This is a genomic window from Pseudomonas sp. RG1 (assembly GCF_025910115.1).
GTDB classification, from domain to species: Bacteria; Pseudomonadota; Gammaproteobacteria; order Pseudomonadales; family Pseudomonadaceae; genus Aquipseudomonas; species Aquipseudomonas atacamensis.
The window spans coordinates 1-15315 of record NZ_JAPCIK010000048.1 but is presented as its reverse complement, the minus strand read 5'-3'; the positions used below and the strand labels follow the sequence as shown (position 1 = coordinate 15315).

At 60.2% G+C, this 15315-nt stretch carries 14 protein-coding genes; 7 read left to right on the top strand and 7 right to left on the bottom strand.

The features are described from left to right. Positions 1-216 precede the first annotated feature (216 nt). Together ettA and gdhA are read left to right on the top strand one after the other, a co-directional pair. Entirely contained in the window at positions 217-1881 is a 1665-nt protein-coding gene (gene ettA, locus OK411_RS24175; RefSeq protein WP_016773108.1) for an energy-dependent translational throttle protein EttA, read from the top strand. A gap of 351 nt (positions 1882-2232) precedes the next feature. After that, positions 2233-3570 carry an NADP-specific glutamate dehydrogenase gene (gene gdhA / locus OK411_RS24170; RefSeq protein ID WP_264365793.1) on the top strand — a complete coding sequence of 446 codons (1338 nt, stop codon included), beginning with the start codon at positions 2233-2235 and terminating at the stop codon, positions 3568-3570. Here the strand turns inward: gdhA and OK411_RS24165 are convergent. The 4 genes from OK411_RS24165 to OK411_RS24150 form a co-directional block, all read right to left on the bottom strand. Further along, positions 3567-4061: a GreA/GreB family elongation factor gene (locus OK411_RS24165; RefSeq protein ID WP_136494052.1), complete on the bottom strand. Its 495-nt coding sequence runs from the start codon at positions 4059-4061 to the stop codon at positions 3567-3569. The genes gdhA and OK411_RS24165 overlap by 4 nt on opposite strands. Positions 4062-4131: 70 nt before the next feature. Next, the gene (locus OK411_RS24160; RefSeq protein ID WP_264365792.1) at positions 4132-4488 is read right to left on the bottom strand and encodes a hypothetical protein; all 357 of its coding nucleotides are present in this window, start codon (positions 4486-4488) and stop codon (positions 4132-4134) included. A gap of 219 nt (positions 4489-4707) precedes the next feature. Next, positions 4708-6561, bottom strand: coding sequence for a DUF4105 domain-containing protein (locus tag OK411_RS24155; protein ID WP_024014368.1), 1854 nt, complete (start codon positions 6559-6561; stop codon positions 4708-4710). A 243-nt stretch (positions 6562-6804) separates the two neighbouring features. Next, the gene (locus tag OK411_RS24150; protein ID WP_016773112.1) at positions 6805-7293 is read right to left on the bottom strand and encodes a DUF3015 domain-containing protein; all 489 of its coding nucleotides are present in this window, start codon (positions 7291-7293) and stop codon (positions 6805-6807) included. 302 nt (positions 7294-7595) lie between these two features. Between OK411_RS24150 and OK411_RS24145 the strand changes: the two genes are divergently transcribed. Both OK411_RS24145 and OK411_RS24140 read left to right on the top strand, forming a co-directional pair. Continuing rightward, positions 7596-10034, top strand: a complete 2439-nt coding sequence (locus OK411_RS24145; protein WP_264365791.1) for a Lon protease family protein — start codon at positions 7596-7598, stop codon at positions 10032-10034. A 324-nt stretch (positions 10035-10358) separates the two neighbouring features. Next, a complete protein-coding gene (locus tag OK411_RS24140; protein WP_016773114.1) occupies positions 10359-10679 on the top strand; it encodes a hypothetical protein in 321 nt (106 codons plus the stop codon). Here the strand turns inward: OK411_RS24140 and OK411_RS24135 are convergent. Then, the gene (locus tag OK411_RS24135) at positions 10676-12505 is read right to left on the bottom strand and encodes a hypothetical protein (RefSeq protein ID WP_264365790.1); all 1830 of its coding nucleotides are present in this window, start codon (positions 12503-12505) and stop codon (positions 10676-10678) included. The two genes, OK411_RS24140 and OK411_RS24135, sit on opposite strands and share 4 nt — an antisense overlap. A 160-nt stretch (positions 12506-12665) precedes the next feature. On the opposite strand from OK411_RS24135, the gene OK411_RS24130 reads away from it, so the two are divergent. The 3 genes from OK411_RS24130 (at position 12666) to OK411_RS24120 (ending at position 14305) form a co-directional block, all read left to right on the top strand. Further along, positions 12666-13154 carry a TIGR00645 family protein gene (locus tag OK411_RS24130; RefSeq protein WP_016773116.1) on the top strand — a complete coding sequence of 163 codons (489 nt, stop codon included), beginning with the start codon at positions 12666-12668 and terminating at the stop codon, positions 13152-13154. A gap of 131 nt (positions 13155-13285) precedes the next feature. After that, complete coding sequence (locus OK411_RS24125; protein ID WP_264365789.1) at positions 13286-13567, top strand: DUF6482 family protein; 282 nt, start codon at positions 13286-13288, stop codon at positions 13565-13567. A 120-nt stretch (positions 13568-13687) separates the two neighbouring features. Further along, positions 13688-14305 (top strand): FKBP-type peptidyl-prolyl cis-trans isomerase, encoded by a 618-nt coding sequence (locus OK411_RS24120; RefSeq protein WP_264365788.1) that lies wholly within the window; start codon positions 13688-13690, stop codon positions 14303-14305. Between the two features lie 137 nt (positions 14306-14442). Here OK411_RS24120 and OK411_RS24115 read toward each other — a convergent pair whose 3' ends face one another. Then, positions 14443-14700 carry a hypothetical protein gene (locus tag OK411_RS24115; RefSeq protein ID WP_016773118.1) on the bottom strand — a complete coding sequence of 86 codons (258 nt, stop codon included), beginning with the start codon at positions 14698-14700 and terminating at the stop codon, positions 14443-14445. A gap of 204 nt (positions 14701-14904) precedes the next feature. Then, the gene (locus OK411_RS24110; protein WP_016773119.1) at positions 14905-15246 is read right to left on the bottom strand and encodes a zinc ribbon domain-containing protein YjdM; all 342 of its coding nucleotides are present in this window, start codon (positions 15244-15246) and stop codon (positions 14905-14907) included. Positions 15247-15315: the final 69 nt, after the last annotated feature.

The window sequence follows — 15315 nt, the reverse complement described above, 5'->3', positions numbered from 1 at the left end:
ATGCCTTGACTCGTGGCGAAGTGCCAGCCCCTCTCGGCTGGACTGCCTTCTAGCATTAAGGTAGCTTTGCCGGTTAGACCGGGGGCGTTCCAGCCCCTACAATCAGACTTTTTCCAGCGCGCACGCATTGATCGCGATCAAGTGAACGACGCGCACAGTCTGGCCAGGCATCGCCTGCGCTCCAATCATTCATCTGTCACTGACCCAAGGTTCTCCATGGCTCAATACGTCTTCACCATGCATCGGCTGGGCAAAGTTGTTCCGCCGAAGCGGGAAATCCTCAAGAACATTTCGCTGTCCTTCTTCCCCGGCGCCAAGATCGGCGTGCTCGGCCTCAACGGTTCGGGTAAATCCACGCTGCTGAAAATCATGGCCGGCGTCGACACCGAGTTCGAAGGCGAAGCCCGTCCGATGCCGGACCTGAACATCGGTTACCTGCCGCAAGAGCCGCAGCTCGACCCTGCCAAGACCGTGCGTGAAGTGGTCGAGGAAGCGGTCAGCGTGATCAAGGATGCGCAAGCGCGTCTGGACGAGGTCTACGCGGCCTACGCCGACCCGGATGCCGACTTCGACAAGCTTGCTGCTGAACAGGCCAAGCTCGAAGCGATCCTGCAGGCCAGCGACGGCCACAACCTCGAGCGCCAACTGGAAGTCGCCGCCGATGCGCTGCGTCTGCCAGCCTGGGACGCGAAAGTCGAACACCTGTCCGGTGGTGAAAAGCGCCGTGTCGCCCTGTGCCGTCTGCTGCTGTCCGCGCCGGACATGCTGCTGCTCGACGAACCGACCAACCACCTGGACGCCGATTCGGTGGCGTGGCTGGAGCATTTCCTCCACGACTTCCCGGGCACCGTGGTCGCGATCACGCACGACCGTTACTTCCTCGACAACGTCGCCGGCTGGATTCTGGAACTCGACCGCGGCGCGGGCATTCCTTACGAGGGCAACTATTCGGGCTGGCTCGAAGCCAAGTCCGATCGTCTGGCCCAGGAATCCAAGCAGCAGTCGGCTCATGAAAAAGCCATGAAGGAAGAACTGGAGTGGGTGCGCAAAGGCGCCAAGGCCCGCCAGTCGAAATCCAAGGCACGTCTGCAACGCTTCGAAGAAATGCAATCGCAGGAATTCCAGAAGCGCAGCGAGACCAACGAGATCTACATCCCGGCCGGTCCGCGCCTGGGCGACAAGGTCATCGAATTCAAGAACGTCACCAAGGGCTACGGCGATCGCGTGCTGATCGACAACCTGTCGTTCTCCATGCCGAAGGGCGCCATCGTCGGCGTGATCGGCGGTAACGGTGCCGGTAAATCGACGCTGTTCCGCATGCTGATGGGCAAGGAAACCCCGGATTCGGGCAGCATCGAAATCGGTGAAACCGTGCAACTGGCCTGCGTCGACCAGAGCCGCGAAGACCTCGACGGCAGCAAGACCGTGTTCCAGCAGATTTCCGACGGTTCCGACCAGATCCGCATCGGCAACTACGAGATCCCGTCGCGCACCTACGTCGGTCGCTTCAACTTCAAGGGCGGCGACCAGCAGAAGTTCGTCAAGGATCTGTCCGGCGGTGAGCGCGGTCGTCTGCATCTGGCGCTGACCCTGAAGGAGGGCGGCAACGTCCTGCTGCTCGACGAACCGTCCAACGACCTCGACGTGGAAACCCTGCGTTCGCTGGAAGAAGCCCTGCTGGACTTCCCGGGCGCCGCCATTGTGATCTCTCACGATCGGTGGTTCCTTGACCGTGTCGCCACGCACATTCTGGCGTACGAAGACGACTCGCAAGCGGTGTTCTTCGAAGGCAACTACACCGAGTACGAAGCCGACCGCAAAAAGCGCCTCGGCGAAGCAGCGGCCCAGCCTCACCGGGTGCGTCACAAGAAACTGGCCTGATATCGGGTTGGTTGCAGAAAGAGCGGAGCCTTCGGGCTCCGTTTTTTTTGCCCTGGTTTTTTCCTGATAAACCGAGTTGCGGCTTTCGCGAGCAGGCTCGCTCCCACAGGGGTAACGCATTCCAAATGTGGGAGCGAGCCTGCTCGCGAAGATGGTGTAGCTATTGGTGCAAGTCTTGAATCTGTGCTCCCCACTCAGGTGCAAAAACGGATCAAAAACCCCTTGGATTTATATCCTGTGCACCATTTAATTTCATAACTGCGACATTTTGCTCTGTTCCTGTGCGCAATTCGTTTGTTACAGTCCGGCCCAATCTCCTCCAACGACAATAAATTTGCCGAGACTTTGCCCATGATCGAATCCGTCGAATCCTTCCTAGCGCGCCTGAAAAAACGCGACCCGGACCAACCCGAATTCCACCAGGCTGTCGAAGAAGTCCTGCGCAGTCTTTGGCCGTTTCTCGAAGCCAATCCGCATTACCTGACTTCAGGCATTCTCGAGCGTATCTGCGAGCCGGAGCGCACGCTGGTTTTCCGGGTGTCGTGGGTCGACGATCAGGGCAAGATCCAGGTCAATCGCGGCTTCCGTATCCAGATGAACAGCGCCATCGGCCCGTACAAGGGCGGCTTGCGTTTTCATCCGTCGGTGAACCTCGGCGTGTTGAAATTCCTCGCCTTCGAGCAGACCTTCAAGAACTCGCTGACCTCCCTGCCCATGGGCGGCGGCAAGGGCGGTTCCGACTTCGATCCGAAGGGCAAGAGCGATGCTGAAGTCATGCGCTTCTGCCAGGCGTTCATGAGCGAGCTGTATCGCCACATCGGTGCCGACGTTGATGTGCCGGCCGGTGACATCGGCGTCGGTGCGCGGGAGATCGGTTTCCTTTTCGGCCAGTACAAGCGCCTGAGCAACCAGTTCACCAGCGTCCTCACCGGCAAGGGCATAACCTACGGCGGCAGCCTGATTCGCCCGGAAGCCACCGGTTTCGGCTGCGTGTACTTCGCCGAAGAAATGCTCAAACGCCGCGGGCAGAGCGTGGAAGGCAAGCGCGTGGCGATTTCCGGTTCCGGCAACGTCGCGCAGTACGCGGCGCGCAAAGTGATGGACCTGGGCGGCAAAGTGATTTCCCTCTCCGATTCCGAAGGCACGCTGTACTGCGAAGCAGGACTGAGCGAAGCACAGTGGCTGACGCTGCTGGAGCTGAAAAACATCAAGCGCGGGCGCATCAGCGAACTGGCAAGCGCCCATGGTCTGGAATTCCGCGCCGGCCAACATCCGTGGTCGCTGCCGTGCGACATCGCGCTGCCCTGCGCGACGCAGAACGAACTCGACGCCGAAGCCGCGCGCACGCTGCTGCGTAACGGCTGCGTCTGCGTGGCTGAAGGCGCGAACATGCCGACCACGCTGGCGGCTGTGGATATCTTTATCGAGGCCGGCATTCTGTTCGCACCGGGCAAGGCGTCGAATGCCGGCGGTGTTGCCGTGAGTGGTCTGGAAATGTCGCAGAACGCCATGCGCCTGCTGTGGACCGCGGGCGAGGTCGACAGCAAGCTGCACGCGATCATGCAGTCGATCCACCACGCCTGCGTGCATTACGGCGAAGACAACGGTCAGATCAATTACGTCAAGGGCGCGAACATTGCCGGCTTCGTCAAAGTCGCCGATGCGATGTTGGCGCAAGGCGTGGTTTAAGCCGGTTCGATGCGGATCACTTCGATCAGTTGATCGCCGGCAGGTCGCTGCCATAGCACTTCATCGTTGAGCCGGGCGCCGAGCAGGGCCCGGCCCAGCGGTGAGGCCCAGTTGATCAGGCCCTGACTGGCGTTGGCCTGATCCTCGCCGACCAGTTGCACGCGGTGTTCAGTGTCGTGTTCATCGGCAAAAGTCACCCAGCTACCGATCTGCACCTTGTCGGTGGAGGTCGCAGCGACTGCGACTTGGGCACTGCTCAGGCGTTGAGTGAAATAGCGCAGATCCCGTTGCAGATCGGCCAGACGTTGCTTGTCGGCTTGCTCGCCCTTGGCCGTTTGCTCGGCGTGCAGGCTCTGCAACTCGGCGACTTTCGCCTGCAACTGCGCCAGACCTTGCGGGGTGACGTAGTTGGGCTGCGTGCTGACCTGACGTTCGACCGGCTGATCGGCCTGCGCGGCGGCGTTGTCTTCGTTGACGAATGCGCGACTCATGAAGTCCTCCTGTTAAAGGATTTGGGCCATGGTTGCCGGCATTTGGTTTCAACGGATGTCTGCAAGCGACCTATTGCGAGCGATAAGCCCGCCCGATGTCCTGGTCCTTCTGCTGCTGCCAGGCGCGTTCGCGTTCGTCCCAATGCTCGTTGCGATATTGCTCGCGATCCCTGTTTTCGAGCATCGCCTGACATTGGCGGAAGCCGTCGACCCAGCCGTCGGCGTATTGCTGATCCTTGAGATAGCGCGGCACGTTCTTGCGAAACTCGCCGCTGATCGAGCCCGCCGCTTGCCGGCCGCTGACGCAACCGTTATCGAAACCGTCGGCGAAGGCCGGTGGATAACCCTTGGCGATCAAGTCTTCATGGGTGGTCTGGCAACCGCCCAGCGCCAATACAACGGCCAACAATCCCACGCACCGCCACATCGCACTCTCCCGCGCCGGTTTTCGGCTGATACGGGAAGTCTAGAAGGCGATTCATGAGGCGGCTGTCGAAGGCCTGTGAAAAATCCATTGCACACCACAAAGCACCTGTGGGAGCGAGCCTGCTCGCGAAGGCGTCGTGTCAGGCAACACTACTATTGACTGAACCACCGCTTTCGCGAGCAGGCTCGCTCCCACAGGAAGATTTACACAGGCTCGGGATCAGTAGTGATACCACTTCACTTCCAGCATGACTTCCGTTTCCGGGCTGGCGAGCTGGCTGAATTCGCGCTGCGCGCTCAGGCGCAAACCGAGGTTGCGCGACAGTTCCCACTGCTGATTCAGGCTCAGGCTGCGGCGCACTTCACCGTTGAAGAAGTAGTCGCCCTTGGCTTCCAGGCTCAGATTGCCCAGCGGGTTTTTCCATAGCACGCCGGTGTTGAAGCCACCGGCCGGGGAAACAAACTCGGCGAAGTCGTTGTTATGTTCCACGCGCACCGTGCCCAGCGCAAAGCCGAGCACGTCTTCGCCCAACTGCCACGTGCCGCCGCCGCCACCGTTGACATGGCTGACCAGCGTTTCGTCGTCATGCTTGCCCGGCACGCGCTCAAGGCCACCGGTGACTTGCCACGACAATGGTTGCAGCAGCTCGTTGCGCGGGGTCAGCGAACGAATGGTCGCCAGGTCCAGTTGCTGCAACTGCCAGTCATTGCCTTCGTATTGGCGCAGCTTCAGTTGCAGGATCTCGATCTGCGCGCCGAGAGGAAAGCTTTCGGCGTTGTCATTGAGGTCGTGATAAGCCATGCGCAGGCCATATTCGCCGAACGCGCGATCGCCGCGCGTACCGAGGCCGGCCTGCCAGGTGCGGGACTCGTGGCCATCTTCGGGCAGACCGGGTTGCGGTATTTCCAGCTCCGGCGCCGGGTTCTTGTTGATCGCCCGCAGCAGTTCGAAACTGCGCTGCGCCCGTTGCGGGTCGCGCTCCTGGCCGTTGGCGCGGTAGCGCTCCAGACGATAGGCGGCGTCGACGATCAGCGCCTGACGTGCGCGCGGCAGGGCTTTGAACGTTGGCTCTTGCAGGACTTTTTGATCGGCGCTGACTTTCAGCACCCATTGCTGTTCATCATCGCTCAACGGCTCGGCGCGGCTGAGCAGTTCACGTTCGCGGGACGGGCGATATTCGATGTGCTCGACCAGCCCGGCCTCTTTCACCGCTTTGACGGTGTCGGTGGGGATTGCGGTCAGCGGGAATTGTTCGGTCAGGCGCAGGCTCGGCCGCGCCACTTGCAGCAGTTCCAGCAAGCGATACGAGCAGTTTTCGTCGAAGAAGAAATAGTCGAACTGGATCTGCTTGAGCTCCCACACATGTTCGACCATGCGTGCGGTTTCTTCCTGTGTCAGATTGAGCCGGTATTCCCACAGGTCACGGTTTTCCAGGCTGCGGTATTCCGACAGTTTTTCCTGATACGGCACCAGCGCGAACAGCCCCGGGTAGCCGCCCATCAAGCCTTTCCAGGCATACAGAATGCTGTTGTCCGAGCCTTCGATGTAGGCGCCGAAGTTGATCGCGTAGCTGAGCAGCGAGGTCTTGTCGGCCTGCACATCCGCCTGATCGATGCGCAGCAGGGTGTGGCCGAACATCGACGACGGGCTGTTGAGATACGCCGCCGGGAAAATCATCACCGCACTGTGCGGCGAGACGTCCTTGAACCATTGCTTGTATTCGGCGCATTCCGGCGCTGGCAGGTCGGCGAGATTGAGCTGCGCTTTCAGCCAGCGTGTACGCGCGGGGTATACGCATTGTGCGTGTTGCTCGCCGAGGCTGGCCGGGGCGTACAACGCCTGCACGGTGGCGGCCAGTTCGCGGTCCGGATGCTCGTTGCCGTCGGGCGCGAGAAAAAACTTCTTGTCGCTGACATAGCTGCGCCAGCCGCCGAGTTTGGCGGTTTCGTAATGACCGAGGGAAATCCAGAAGCGGTCGTTGGCCAGTTGCTGCAAACGTTGAGGATCGATGTGAGGCGCGGCGGACAGCGGGGCGCAGACACAGAGCGCCAGCCAGGCAAGGCGTTTGAGCATAGGTGGCAACTTAAGTCGAAAGAAAACAAATCCCGGATCGGGGGTAATCACTGCACCCTGTGGCGAGGGGATTTATCCCCGCTGGGCTGCGAAGCGGCCCCATAAGCTGTGTCACCAATGCATCGGATACATCGCATGCACAGGTTTTACGACTGCTTCGCAGCCGAACGGGGATAAATCCCCTCGCTACAGACCGTATTCAAAATAAAACCCGCTTCCCGAAGGAAGCGGGCGGGGTCGAGCTTAAGCCTGAGTTGCGTACTTGGCCAGACGTGGGTCCGATTTCAGTACTGCCAGGGTGTTGGTATGCACGTCTTCAGCGGTCACGTCAGCTTTGCTGAAGATCTGCTGGAAGTGCTCGTGGGTCACTTGCGCGAAGTGCGCGCGATCTTCCGGTGCTACGCCCAGGACCACGGCATAAGTGGTCAGCGCTTCGCCATTGCCTTTGGCCATGTCTTCGGACAGCTCGTTCATCATGCCATTCATGGCGAACCAGGATTTGCCGCCGTAGGTCAGCGATGCGTTGGTCGAGCAACCGTTGGTGCCGGAAGTCATACCGAACGTGGCGTTACCGGAAGTGCCGTTGGTGGTGGAAGCAAGGAAGTGCGCCGGGGTGCCACGCTGACCTTCGAACAGCATGTTGCCCCAACCGCAATCCGGGCCGCCCGGGGCTTGCGCCATTGCGTTGATGGATACAGCGGTGAAGAGAGTACCGAGAAGAATCCGTTTCATAGCTTTGTTCTCTTTATGTGCATACCAATGGACAGGGTTCTGGCCCTTCGTGCTCTGCCCGAGGACAAAGCCGAAAGTGTCAGTGGGCCGGTATTAGTTCCAGCCGCGCAGTTTGGAGTTTAGGCACGTTCCAGCGGTTCCGTGACTTTTTGCAAAATATTTGGAATAAACCTCTGATTTATCGGGACGCGTCGGCCGGCCGCGCGCTTGTCTATGCTTTGTCATGTGGCGCGCCTTGCCAGTGGGGCACGGGCAGCGCCAGAATGCCGCTACCTGCCCCGCCTGATTGTTAAGGAAGCCCGATGCCTGATCCTGTTGCTGCCAGCCTGCGTCTTGCGCCCGAAGCGCTGACTCGTCCGTTTTCCGCTGAACAGTTCAGCTTCACTAGCACCAATGATCTGGAGCCCTTTCGCGGTGTGCTCGGCCAGGAACGCGCGGTCGAAGCCTTGCAGTTCGGTGTGGCGATGCCACGCCCCGGTTACAACGTATTCGTCATGGGCGAGCCCGGCACCGGCCGTTTCTCGTTCGTCAAACGCTACCTGAAAGCCGAAGGCAAGCGCCTGCAGACCCCGGCGGACTGGGTCTACGTCAACAACTTCGATGAGCCGCGCGAACCGCGTGCACTGGAGCTGCCATCGGGCACGGCGGCCTCGTTCATCGGCGACATCAACGGCCTGATCGACAATCTGCTGGCGACTTTTCCAGCAGTTTTCGAACACCCGTCCTACCAGCAGAAAAAAAGCGCCATCGACCGCGCCTTCAATCAGCGCTACGACAAGGCGCTGGACATCATCGAGCGCCTGGCCCTGGAAAAAGACGTCGCCCTGTACCGCGACAGCAGCAACATCGCTTTCACCCCAATGCTCGACGGCAAGGCCCTGGACGAAGCCGAATTCGCGCAGTTGCCGGAAACCGAGCGCGAGCGTTTTCACGATGACATTTCCGGCCTCGAAGAGCGCCTGAACGAAGAACTCGCCAGCCTGCCGCAGTGGAAGCGCGAGTCGAACAATCAACTGCGTTCGCTCAACGAAGAAACCATCACCCTGGCCTTGCAGCCTTTGCTGGCGCCGCTGTCGGAGAAGTACGCAGAGAACGCCGGGGTCTGCGGTTACCTGCAAGCGATGCAGGTGTATCTGCTGAAAACCGTGGTCGAGCAACTGGTCGACGACAGCAAGACCGACGCCGTCGCGCGCAAGTTGCTGGAAGAACAATACGCACCGAGCCTGGTGGTCGGGCATCCGGCCAGCGGCGGTGCACCGGTGGTGTTCGAGCCGCATCCGACATACGAAAACCTGTTCGGCCGCATTGAGTACACCACCGATCAGGGCGCGCTCTACACCACTTACCGGCAGTTGCGTCCGGGTGCGCTGCACCGCGCCAATGGCGGTTTCCTGATTCTCGAAGCGGAAAAAATGCTCAGCGAGCCGTTCGTGTGGGATGCGCTCAAACGCGCCCTGCAATCGCGCAAACTGAAAATGGAATCGCCGCTGGGCGAGATGGGCCGCTTCGCCACCATGACCCTGAATCCGCAGCACATCCCGTTGCAGGTCAAAGTCATCATCATCGGTGCGCGGCAGCTGTATTACACGCTGCAGGATCTCGATCCGGACTTCCAGGAGATGTTCCGCGTTCTGGTCGACTTCGACGAAGACATCCCGATGGTCGACGAAAGCCTCGAGCAGTTCGCCCAGCTCCTGAAAACCCGTACTTCGGAAGAAGGCATGGCGCCGCTGACCGCCGATGCGGTGGCACGGCTGGCGACCTACAGCGCACGGCTGGCCGAGCATCAGGGGCGCTTGTCGGCGCGCATTGGCGATCTGTTCCAACTGGTCAGCGAGGCGGATTTCATTCGCCATCTGGCCGGCGATGAAATGACCGACGCCGGCCATATCGAACGCGCCCTGAAAGCCAAGGCCACCCGCACCGGGCGCGTCTCGGCGCGGATTCTCGACGACATGCTCGCCGGGATCATCCTCATCGACACCGACGGTGCGGCAGTCGGCAAGTGCAACGGGCTGACGGTGCTGGAGGTCGGTGATTCGGCGTTCGGCGTGCCGGCGCGGATTTCCGCCACGGTCTATCCGGGCGGCAGCGGTATCGTCGACATCGAACGTGAGGTCAACCTCGGCCAGCCGATTCACTCCAAAGGCGTGATGATCCTTACCGGTTATCTGGGCAGCCGTTACGCCCAGGAATTCCCGCTGGCGATCTCGGCGAGCATTGCGCTCGAGCAGTCTTACGGCTACGTCGATGGCGACAGTGCATCGCTGGGCGAGGCGTGCACGCTGATTTCGGCCCTGTCGAAAACCCCGCTCAAGCAATGTTTTGCCATCACCGGTTCGATCAACCAGTTCGGCGAGGTGCAGGCCGTCGGCGGGGTCAACGAGAAGATCGAAGGCTTCTTCCGCCTCTGCGAAGCGCGCGGCCTGACCGGCGAGCAGGGCGCGATCATTCCCCAGGCCAACGTCGCCACGCTGATGCTCGATGAGAAGGTCCTCGCCGCCGTGCGCGCCGGGCAGTTCCACGTGTATGCGGTGCGTCAGGCCGATGAGGCGCTGAGCCTGCTGGTGGGCGAGCCGGCCGGGGAGCCGAACGCCGATGGCGAATTCCCCGAAGGCAGCATCAATGCGCGAGTGGTTGAGCGCCTGCGCGATATTGCCGAGATGATCAGCGAAGAGGACGTGAAAGAGGCCGAGAAGGAACTGGCGCAGGAGGCTCTCGCCGAAGCCAAACCGGCCTGATCAGTTCACGCCAGACCCTGTGGGAGCGAGCCTGCTCGCGAAAGCGCTGTATCAGTCGACGAATGAGTTGGCTGATCCATCGTCTTCGCGAGCAGGCTCGCTCCCACAGTGCTTTTCCAGACTGATCTCTGCGGGGATCTTCGGGGAATGTGCCACTACTCTGGCGCCAATATTCACACAATGACCATTCGGCGCCTTCTGGTTCCATTTGGCTTGCGCGGGACACTTTTCTTCTATTCTCAGGTCAAGGATATCGACAGTATCACTGGATCGAGCCAGTCCTCCCGTGGGGGCTGAATACCGGCTTTACCGAGGGTCGCCGCCATGTCGCGCAACCTCTGTCTCACCCGTCAATGCCTGGGTCTGGTGACCCGTATCGAATGCGCCGTCAAGCCGCTGGCCGGCGACAACGGCATGTGGACGCTGCTCTTCGCGGCCGGCATGGCCGGCGAACAACCTTCCGCGATAAAAGCCCAAGGCCCGTTCCACGGCCCGGTCGCGGCCGAGTCGATTCTCGACACCATCGTTGAAAGCCTGACCTTGCATGGTTACGAACTGGCCGATGATCCGCAGATCTGGAGCCTGCACCTGCAAGCGCAGTTGCGGCAGATCAACGGCGGCCGTGGGCGCAGTCTCAACGGTTAAGGCGTTGTCTGGTCCACCTGCGCCTTGTCGAGCTTGACCTCAAAGCCGTATTGCACGGTGGCGAGGTCGGTGCGCTGATAGGTTTCCACGCGAGTCGGGCGACCATAAAAGTAGTGCACGCCGAGTAGCGCCGGGCCTTCGGTGCTGGCGTCGTGGCTGACCGAAAGAATCTGCTTGAGGTAATGGCCACTGTCGTCCTTGACGAAGAAACGCCATTCGTTGGCCGGGAAGGTTTTCAGGTCGACCACCAGCGTGTTGTCCTTGATCGCCAGGCCTTTGGGCAATGACTGCGCGTCGTAAGATTGCTTGGCCACCGTGGCCAGAAACAACGGCATCGAGCCCACGGCAATCGCCGGGGTTTCCGGAAACAGATTCAGATCATAAGTAATCGTCGCTGATAGCGGATCAACCTGATATGCCTCGGGCGGCAGTTCGATCGGCTCGTCGAGTTTGCCGCCGCGCTTTTCCGTGAAGAAGGTCACCGGGCTGACGCCGGGGTTGAGTTCGTCGCCAAGCAATTCGTCGTTGAAGGTGCGGCGGTGGGAAAACTCGATACGCGCCGCGCTCGGTTCTTCCACCGATTGATGAATGCGCACGCCGGCCTTCAATTGTTCCTCGGTCAGGTCCGCGCCTTTGAGCCAGTTGGCGGCGAGATCGTCATACACCACAACTGGCAGGTCCAGCGGCTGCACGGCTTTGGCCGTGGTGTGCGGATTGAAGGTGCGCACCGGCAGGTCCAGGGATTTGCGCGTCATCGTTGCCGAGGAGAAGTCGAGCACGCTGACTTCCAGGGTCTCGATCGGGCCGTGGAAATACACCTTGTTGTAGCGGCGCGGGTGGTCTTTCTCGAAGGCTTGCTGGTCGTCGCTGAGCTGTTTTTCCAGGGTGTCGCTCCAGCTCTTCTGCTTCTGTAACTGCGTCAGTTGTTTCTGGTAAAACGCGACCTGCTCCGGGCTTTCGTTGATCGAACCGGCGCGCACCAGGTATTGGCCGCTGGCGTCGCGGGCCTGGACGATCAGCGGATTGATCCGGGTTTCGGCGACTTCCGCTGCCAGCGGCAGGCTGTTGCTGACTTCGACCTCGGCATAGTTCTTTTCCAGCTTGAGCAGTTTGACGCTGAGGTTGTCGTTGCTGCGGGTCTGGCCGACGTCGTTCTGCGTCAGGTCGAAGCTGTACAGCCGCCGGGGCGCGATGACTTCGACCTGGCCTTGCAGGCTGACCGGTTGCGGCAGGCTTTTCTTGTCGACGTTGAGGCCATCGATGAACGGGTAGGTCACCGTCAGGTCATCGGGGTTGGTCACGTTGGAGCTGGACGGGCTGAGCTGAATGCCCGGATCGGTTTCCGACCACTCCGGCTGCCAGGCGATCACGCGTTTGTTGCTCAGCGTCACCGAATGCCATTCGATGCCGTGCGGAAACAGGAACCCGCCGGGAATGTTCAGGTTGAACGGGAATACCGGTTGCAGATCGGTCAGGTAATCCGAGCTGGCGTCCTTGTGCAGCACGAACAGACCGTTGATGAAGGTATCGACCAGCGCTTGCGGGGTAGGGTAGTGCTTGAGCACGGCGAGGGCGTCGGCACCGTATTCGGTGTGCGGCGCGATGTCGTCGAGCTTGAGCCGGGCGCGTTCGAGCAACAGCAGCGAGCCGCCGAGTTCGGTGATGGCGTCCTTGAGCTTGGGATCGCTGATCGTGTCCAGTGACTGTTCGAAGGTGGCGGTCTTTTCGTCGAGGTTGGCGACTTGTTTTTCATCGCCGGGCGAGCAACCGCCGATGAGCAAGGCGAGGCAGATTCCGGCAGTCGTCAAGGCTGATCGCACATCCATTTCCACGCGTCCTGTCCACTGTCATTGGGCTGTCAATGCTTTGGACACTAGCAGAAAAACTTTGTCACACACACGCAGGTGGCGGATTTTCCGGCGGTTTCTGGCTGTCACAGCGGGCTGTTATACTCGCCGCCATTTCCAGCCCCTTGTGTGAGAGTCAATGGAACGCTTTATCGAAAATGCAATGTACGCCACCCGCTGGCTGCTGGCGCCGATCTACATCGGCCTGTCCCTCGGTCTGCTGGCGCTGGCATTGAAGTTCTTCCAGGAAATCATCCATATCCTGCCCAACGTCTTCGCCATGGCTGAATCGGATCTGATTCTGGTGCTGCTGTCGCTGATCGACATGGCGCTGGTGGGTGGTCTGCTGGTGATGGTGATGATTTCCGGCTACGAGAACTTCGTCTCGCAACTGGACATCGACGAAGGCAAAGAGAAGCTCAGCTGGCTGGGCACCATGGACTCGTCGTCGCTGAAGATGAAAGTCGCGGCGTCGATCGTGGCGATTTCTTCGATCCACCTGCTGCGCATCTTCATGGATGCCAAGAACGTCGATCCCGAGCATCTGATGTGGTACGTGATCATTCACATGACTTTTGTGGTGTCCGCGTTTGCCATGGGTTACCTGGACAAGGTCACCAAGCACTGATCAGCCGATCAAGGCAAAAAAACCGCCCGTCTGTTGCGAAACAGACGGGCGGTTTCGTTTGTGGCTTGTGCTTTCAAACGCAGCGGCCTATGCCTGTAACGGTGCGATTCGCCACGGTGTGAGGTGCTTCCATGAACCTGCAAGAGTTGAACGCGTTTGCTGTTGCCAAAAAGGTCGACGAGTTGAACCTGATCTCCATGGAAGGAGGCATTTACCTGTTGGAAGCGAGGATGCATGGGACGGCGTATCCGTTGAGCGATCTCAAGGGCAATATGCTGACGCTGCGCTCAGTGGAGCACGCGCGGGATCTGCTGCATGCCTTCCACACCTCAGTCCATGACGAAATGTGCGGGCTGGTCGCTGACCTCGATGAAAGCCTGAAAGTGCCGCTCGCCTGGCGCTCGGCCCTGTAGCCCCGGCCCCAAGTCCGGGGTATCTGTGCTAGTCTGCTCGCCCTTTTGGTTCCGGGCGCGCCGGGACGCGCTGTGCACGCACGGCAAGTCCTGTGGCCGTCCGCACAGCGGAGCAGTGTCATGTCCGAAGTAAATCTGTCCACCGACGAAACCCGCGTCAGCTACGGTATCGGCCGTCAACTCGGCGACCAGCTGCGCGACAACCCGCCACCGGGTGTCAGCCTGGACGCGATCCTGGCCGGTCTGACCGACGCTTTCGCCAGCAAGCCAAGCCGTGTTGGCCAGGAAGAAATGTCCGCCAGCTTCAAAGTGATCCGCGAGATCATGCAAGCCGAAGCAGCTGCCAAGGCTGAAGCCGCGGCTGGCGAAGGCCTGGCCTTCCTCGCCGAAAACGCCAAGCGTGACGGCATCACCACCCTGGCTTCCGGCCTGCAATTCGAAGTGCTGACTCAGGGCGACGGCGCCAAGCCGACCCGTGAAGACCAGGTGCGTACGCATTACCACGGCACGCTGATCGACGGCACTGTGTTCGACAGCTCCTACGAGCGCGGCCAGCCTGCAGAATTCCCGGTTGGCGGCGTGATCGCTGGCTGGACCGAAGCCCTGCAACTGATGAATGCCGGCAGCAAATGGCGCCTGTACGTGCCGAGCGAACTGGCTTACGGCGCACAAGGCGTGGGCAGCATCCCGCCGCACAGCGTTCTGGTATTCGACGTCGAGCTGCTCGACGTTCTGTAATACCGAGCCTGCCTTGATGGCGGGCTAACCCTGTGGGAGCGAGTTTGTTCGCGAAGGCGGTGTGTCAGTCAACTCAATTGTCGACTGGAAATCGGTCTTCGCGAGCAGCCTCGCTCCCACAGGTTTTGTACTACCGCTCATATTTCGATCTTGTTGTGCAGCTCATTGGTCGGGCGCAACGCCCGGGCATAGCAGAACAGGAACAGATTGCGCACCAGCTCCTTGAGCACCAGCGGCTCGCTGGAATTGAGGCTGCTGACGTCCAAATCGCCTTGATCCTGCAGCTCATGCAACGCTTCTTCTTCAAGCACTGCGCAGACTTCGCCGGTTTCCCGATGGAGGATTCTGAGGTAAGGGTGTGGGCGATCCAGCCAGGCGTCGATCAAATAAGTCATGGGTCTCATCTCCTTGAAAGGTTTCAATGAGAATAATTCTTATTCATCAAATAGCAAGTGCCTATTGGCGGATCGTGGAGTTTTCCGGGTAAAGATTGTGTCAGGTCAAAATGGCTGGCTGATGGCCATGCGCGGATTCATTGAGCCGAAGCGGGGAGGGCAAAGCTCCATCCCACGGCTGGCGCAGGATGGATGACGCAAGGCTCAGACTTTTCTGACGAACTCGGATTTGAGCTTCATCGGGCCGATGCCGTCGATCTTGCAGTCGATGTCGTGGTCGCCATCGCACAGGCGGATGTTCTTGACCTTGGTGCCGACCTTGACCACCAGCGATGTGCCCTTGACCTTGAGGTCCTTGATCACGGTGATGGTGTCGCCGTCCTGCAGGACGTTGCCGACCGAATCTTTCTTCACGGCATCATCGGCCGCCACTTCGGCTTCGCCGCTGGCAGACCACTCGTGGGCGCACTCGGGGCAGACCAGTTGGGTGCCGTCTTCGTAGGTGTATTCGGAATTGCATTTCGGGCAGGGTGGCAACGTGCTCACTAAGGTTCCTTGGGTATCAGGAGGACTAAAGGGCGCACATTGTATAGGGTTTTACGCGGAGGAGGGCAT

Bases quoted from the DNA above. Each gene is read 5' to 3' on its own strand.
- gdhA (WP_264365793.1), top strand. From the start codon at position 2,233: ATGATCGAATCCGTCGAATCCTTCCTAGCGCGCCTGAAAAAACGCGAC.
- OK411_RS24165 (WP_136494052.1), bottom strand. From the start codon at position 4,061: ATGAGTCGCGCATTCGTCAACGAAGACAACGCCGCCGCGCAGGCCGAT.
- OK411_RS24135 (WP_264365790.1), bottom strand. From the start codon at position 12,505: ATGGATGTGCGATCAGCCTTGACGACTGCCGGAATCTGCCTCGCCTTG.
- OK411_RS24140 (WP_016773114.1), top strand. From the start codon at position 10,359: ATGTCGCGCAACCTCTGTCTCACCCGTCAATGCCTGGGTCTGGTGACC.
- OK411_RS24155 (WP_024014368.1), bottom strand. From the start codon at position 6,561: ATGCTCAAACGCCTTGCCTGGCTGGCGCTCTGTGTCTGCGCCCCGCTG.
- OK411_RS24130 (WP_016773116.1), top strand. From the start codon at position 12,666: ATGGAACGCTTTATCGAAAATGCAATGTACGCCACCCGCTGGCTGCTG.
- OK411_RS24115 (WP_016773118.1), bottom strand. From the start codon at position 14,700: ATGACTTATTTGATCGACGCCTGGCTGGATCGCCCACACCCTTACCTC.
- OK411_RS24145 (WP_264365791.1), top strand. From the start codon at position 7,596: ATGCCTGATCCTGTTGCTGCCAGCCTGCGTCTTGCGCCCGAAGCGCTG.
- ettA (WP_016773108.1), top strand. From the start codon at position 217: ATGGCTCAATACGTCTTCACCATGCATCGGCTGGGCAAAGTTGTTCCG.
- OK411_RS24150 (WP_016773112.1), bottom strand. From the start codon at position 7,293: ATGAAACGGATTCTTCTCGGTACTCTCTTCACCGCTGTATCCATCAAC.
- OK411_RS24125 (WP_264365789.1), top strand. From the start codon at position 13,286: ATGAACCTGCAAGAGTTGAACGCGTTTGCTGTTGCCAAAAAGGTCGAC.
- OK411_RS24120 (WP_264365788.1), top strand. From the start codon at position 13,688: ATGTCCGAAGTAAATCTGTCCACCGACGAAACCCGCGTCAGCTACGGT.
- OK411_RS24160 (WP_264365792.1), bottom strand. From the start codon at position 4,488: ATGTGGCGGTGCGTGGGATTGTTGGCCGTTGTATTGGCGCTGGGCGGT.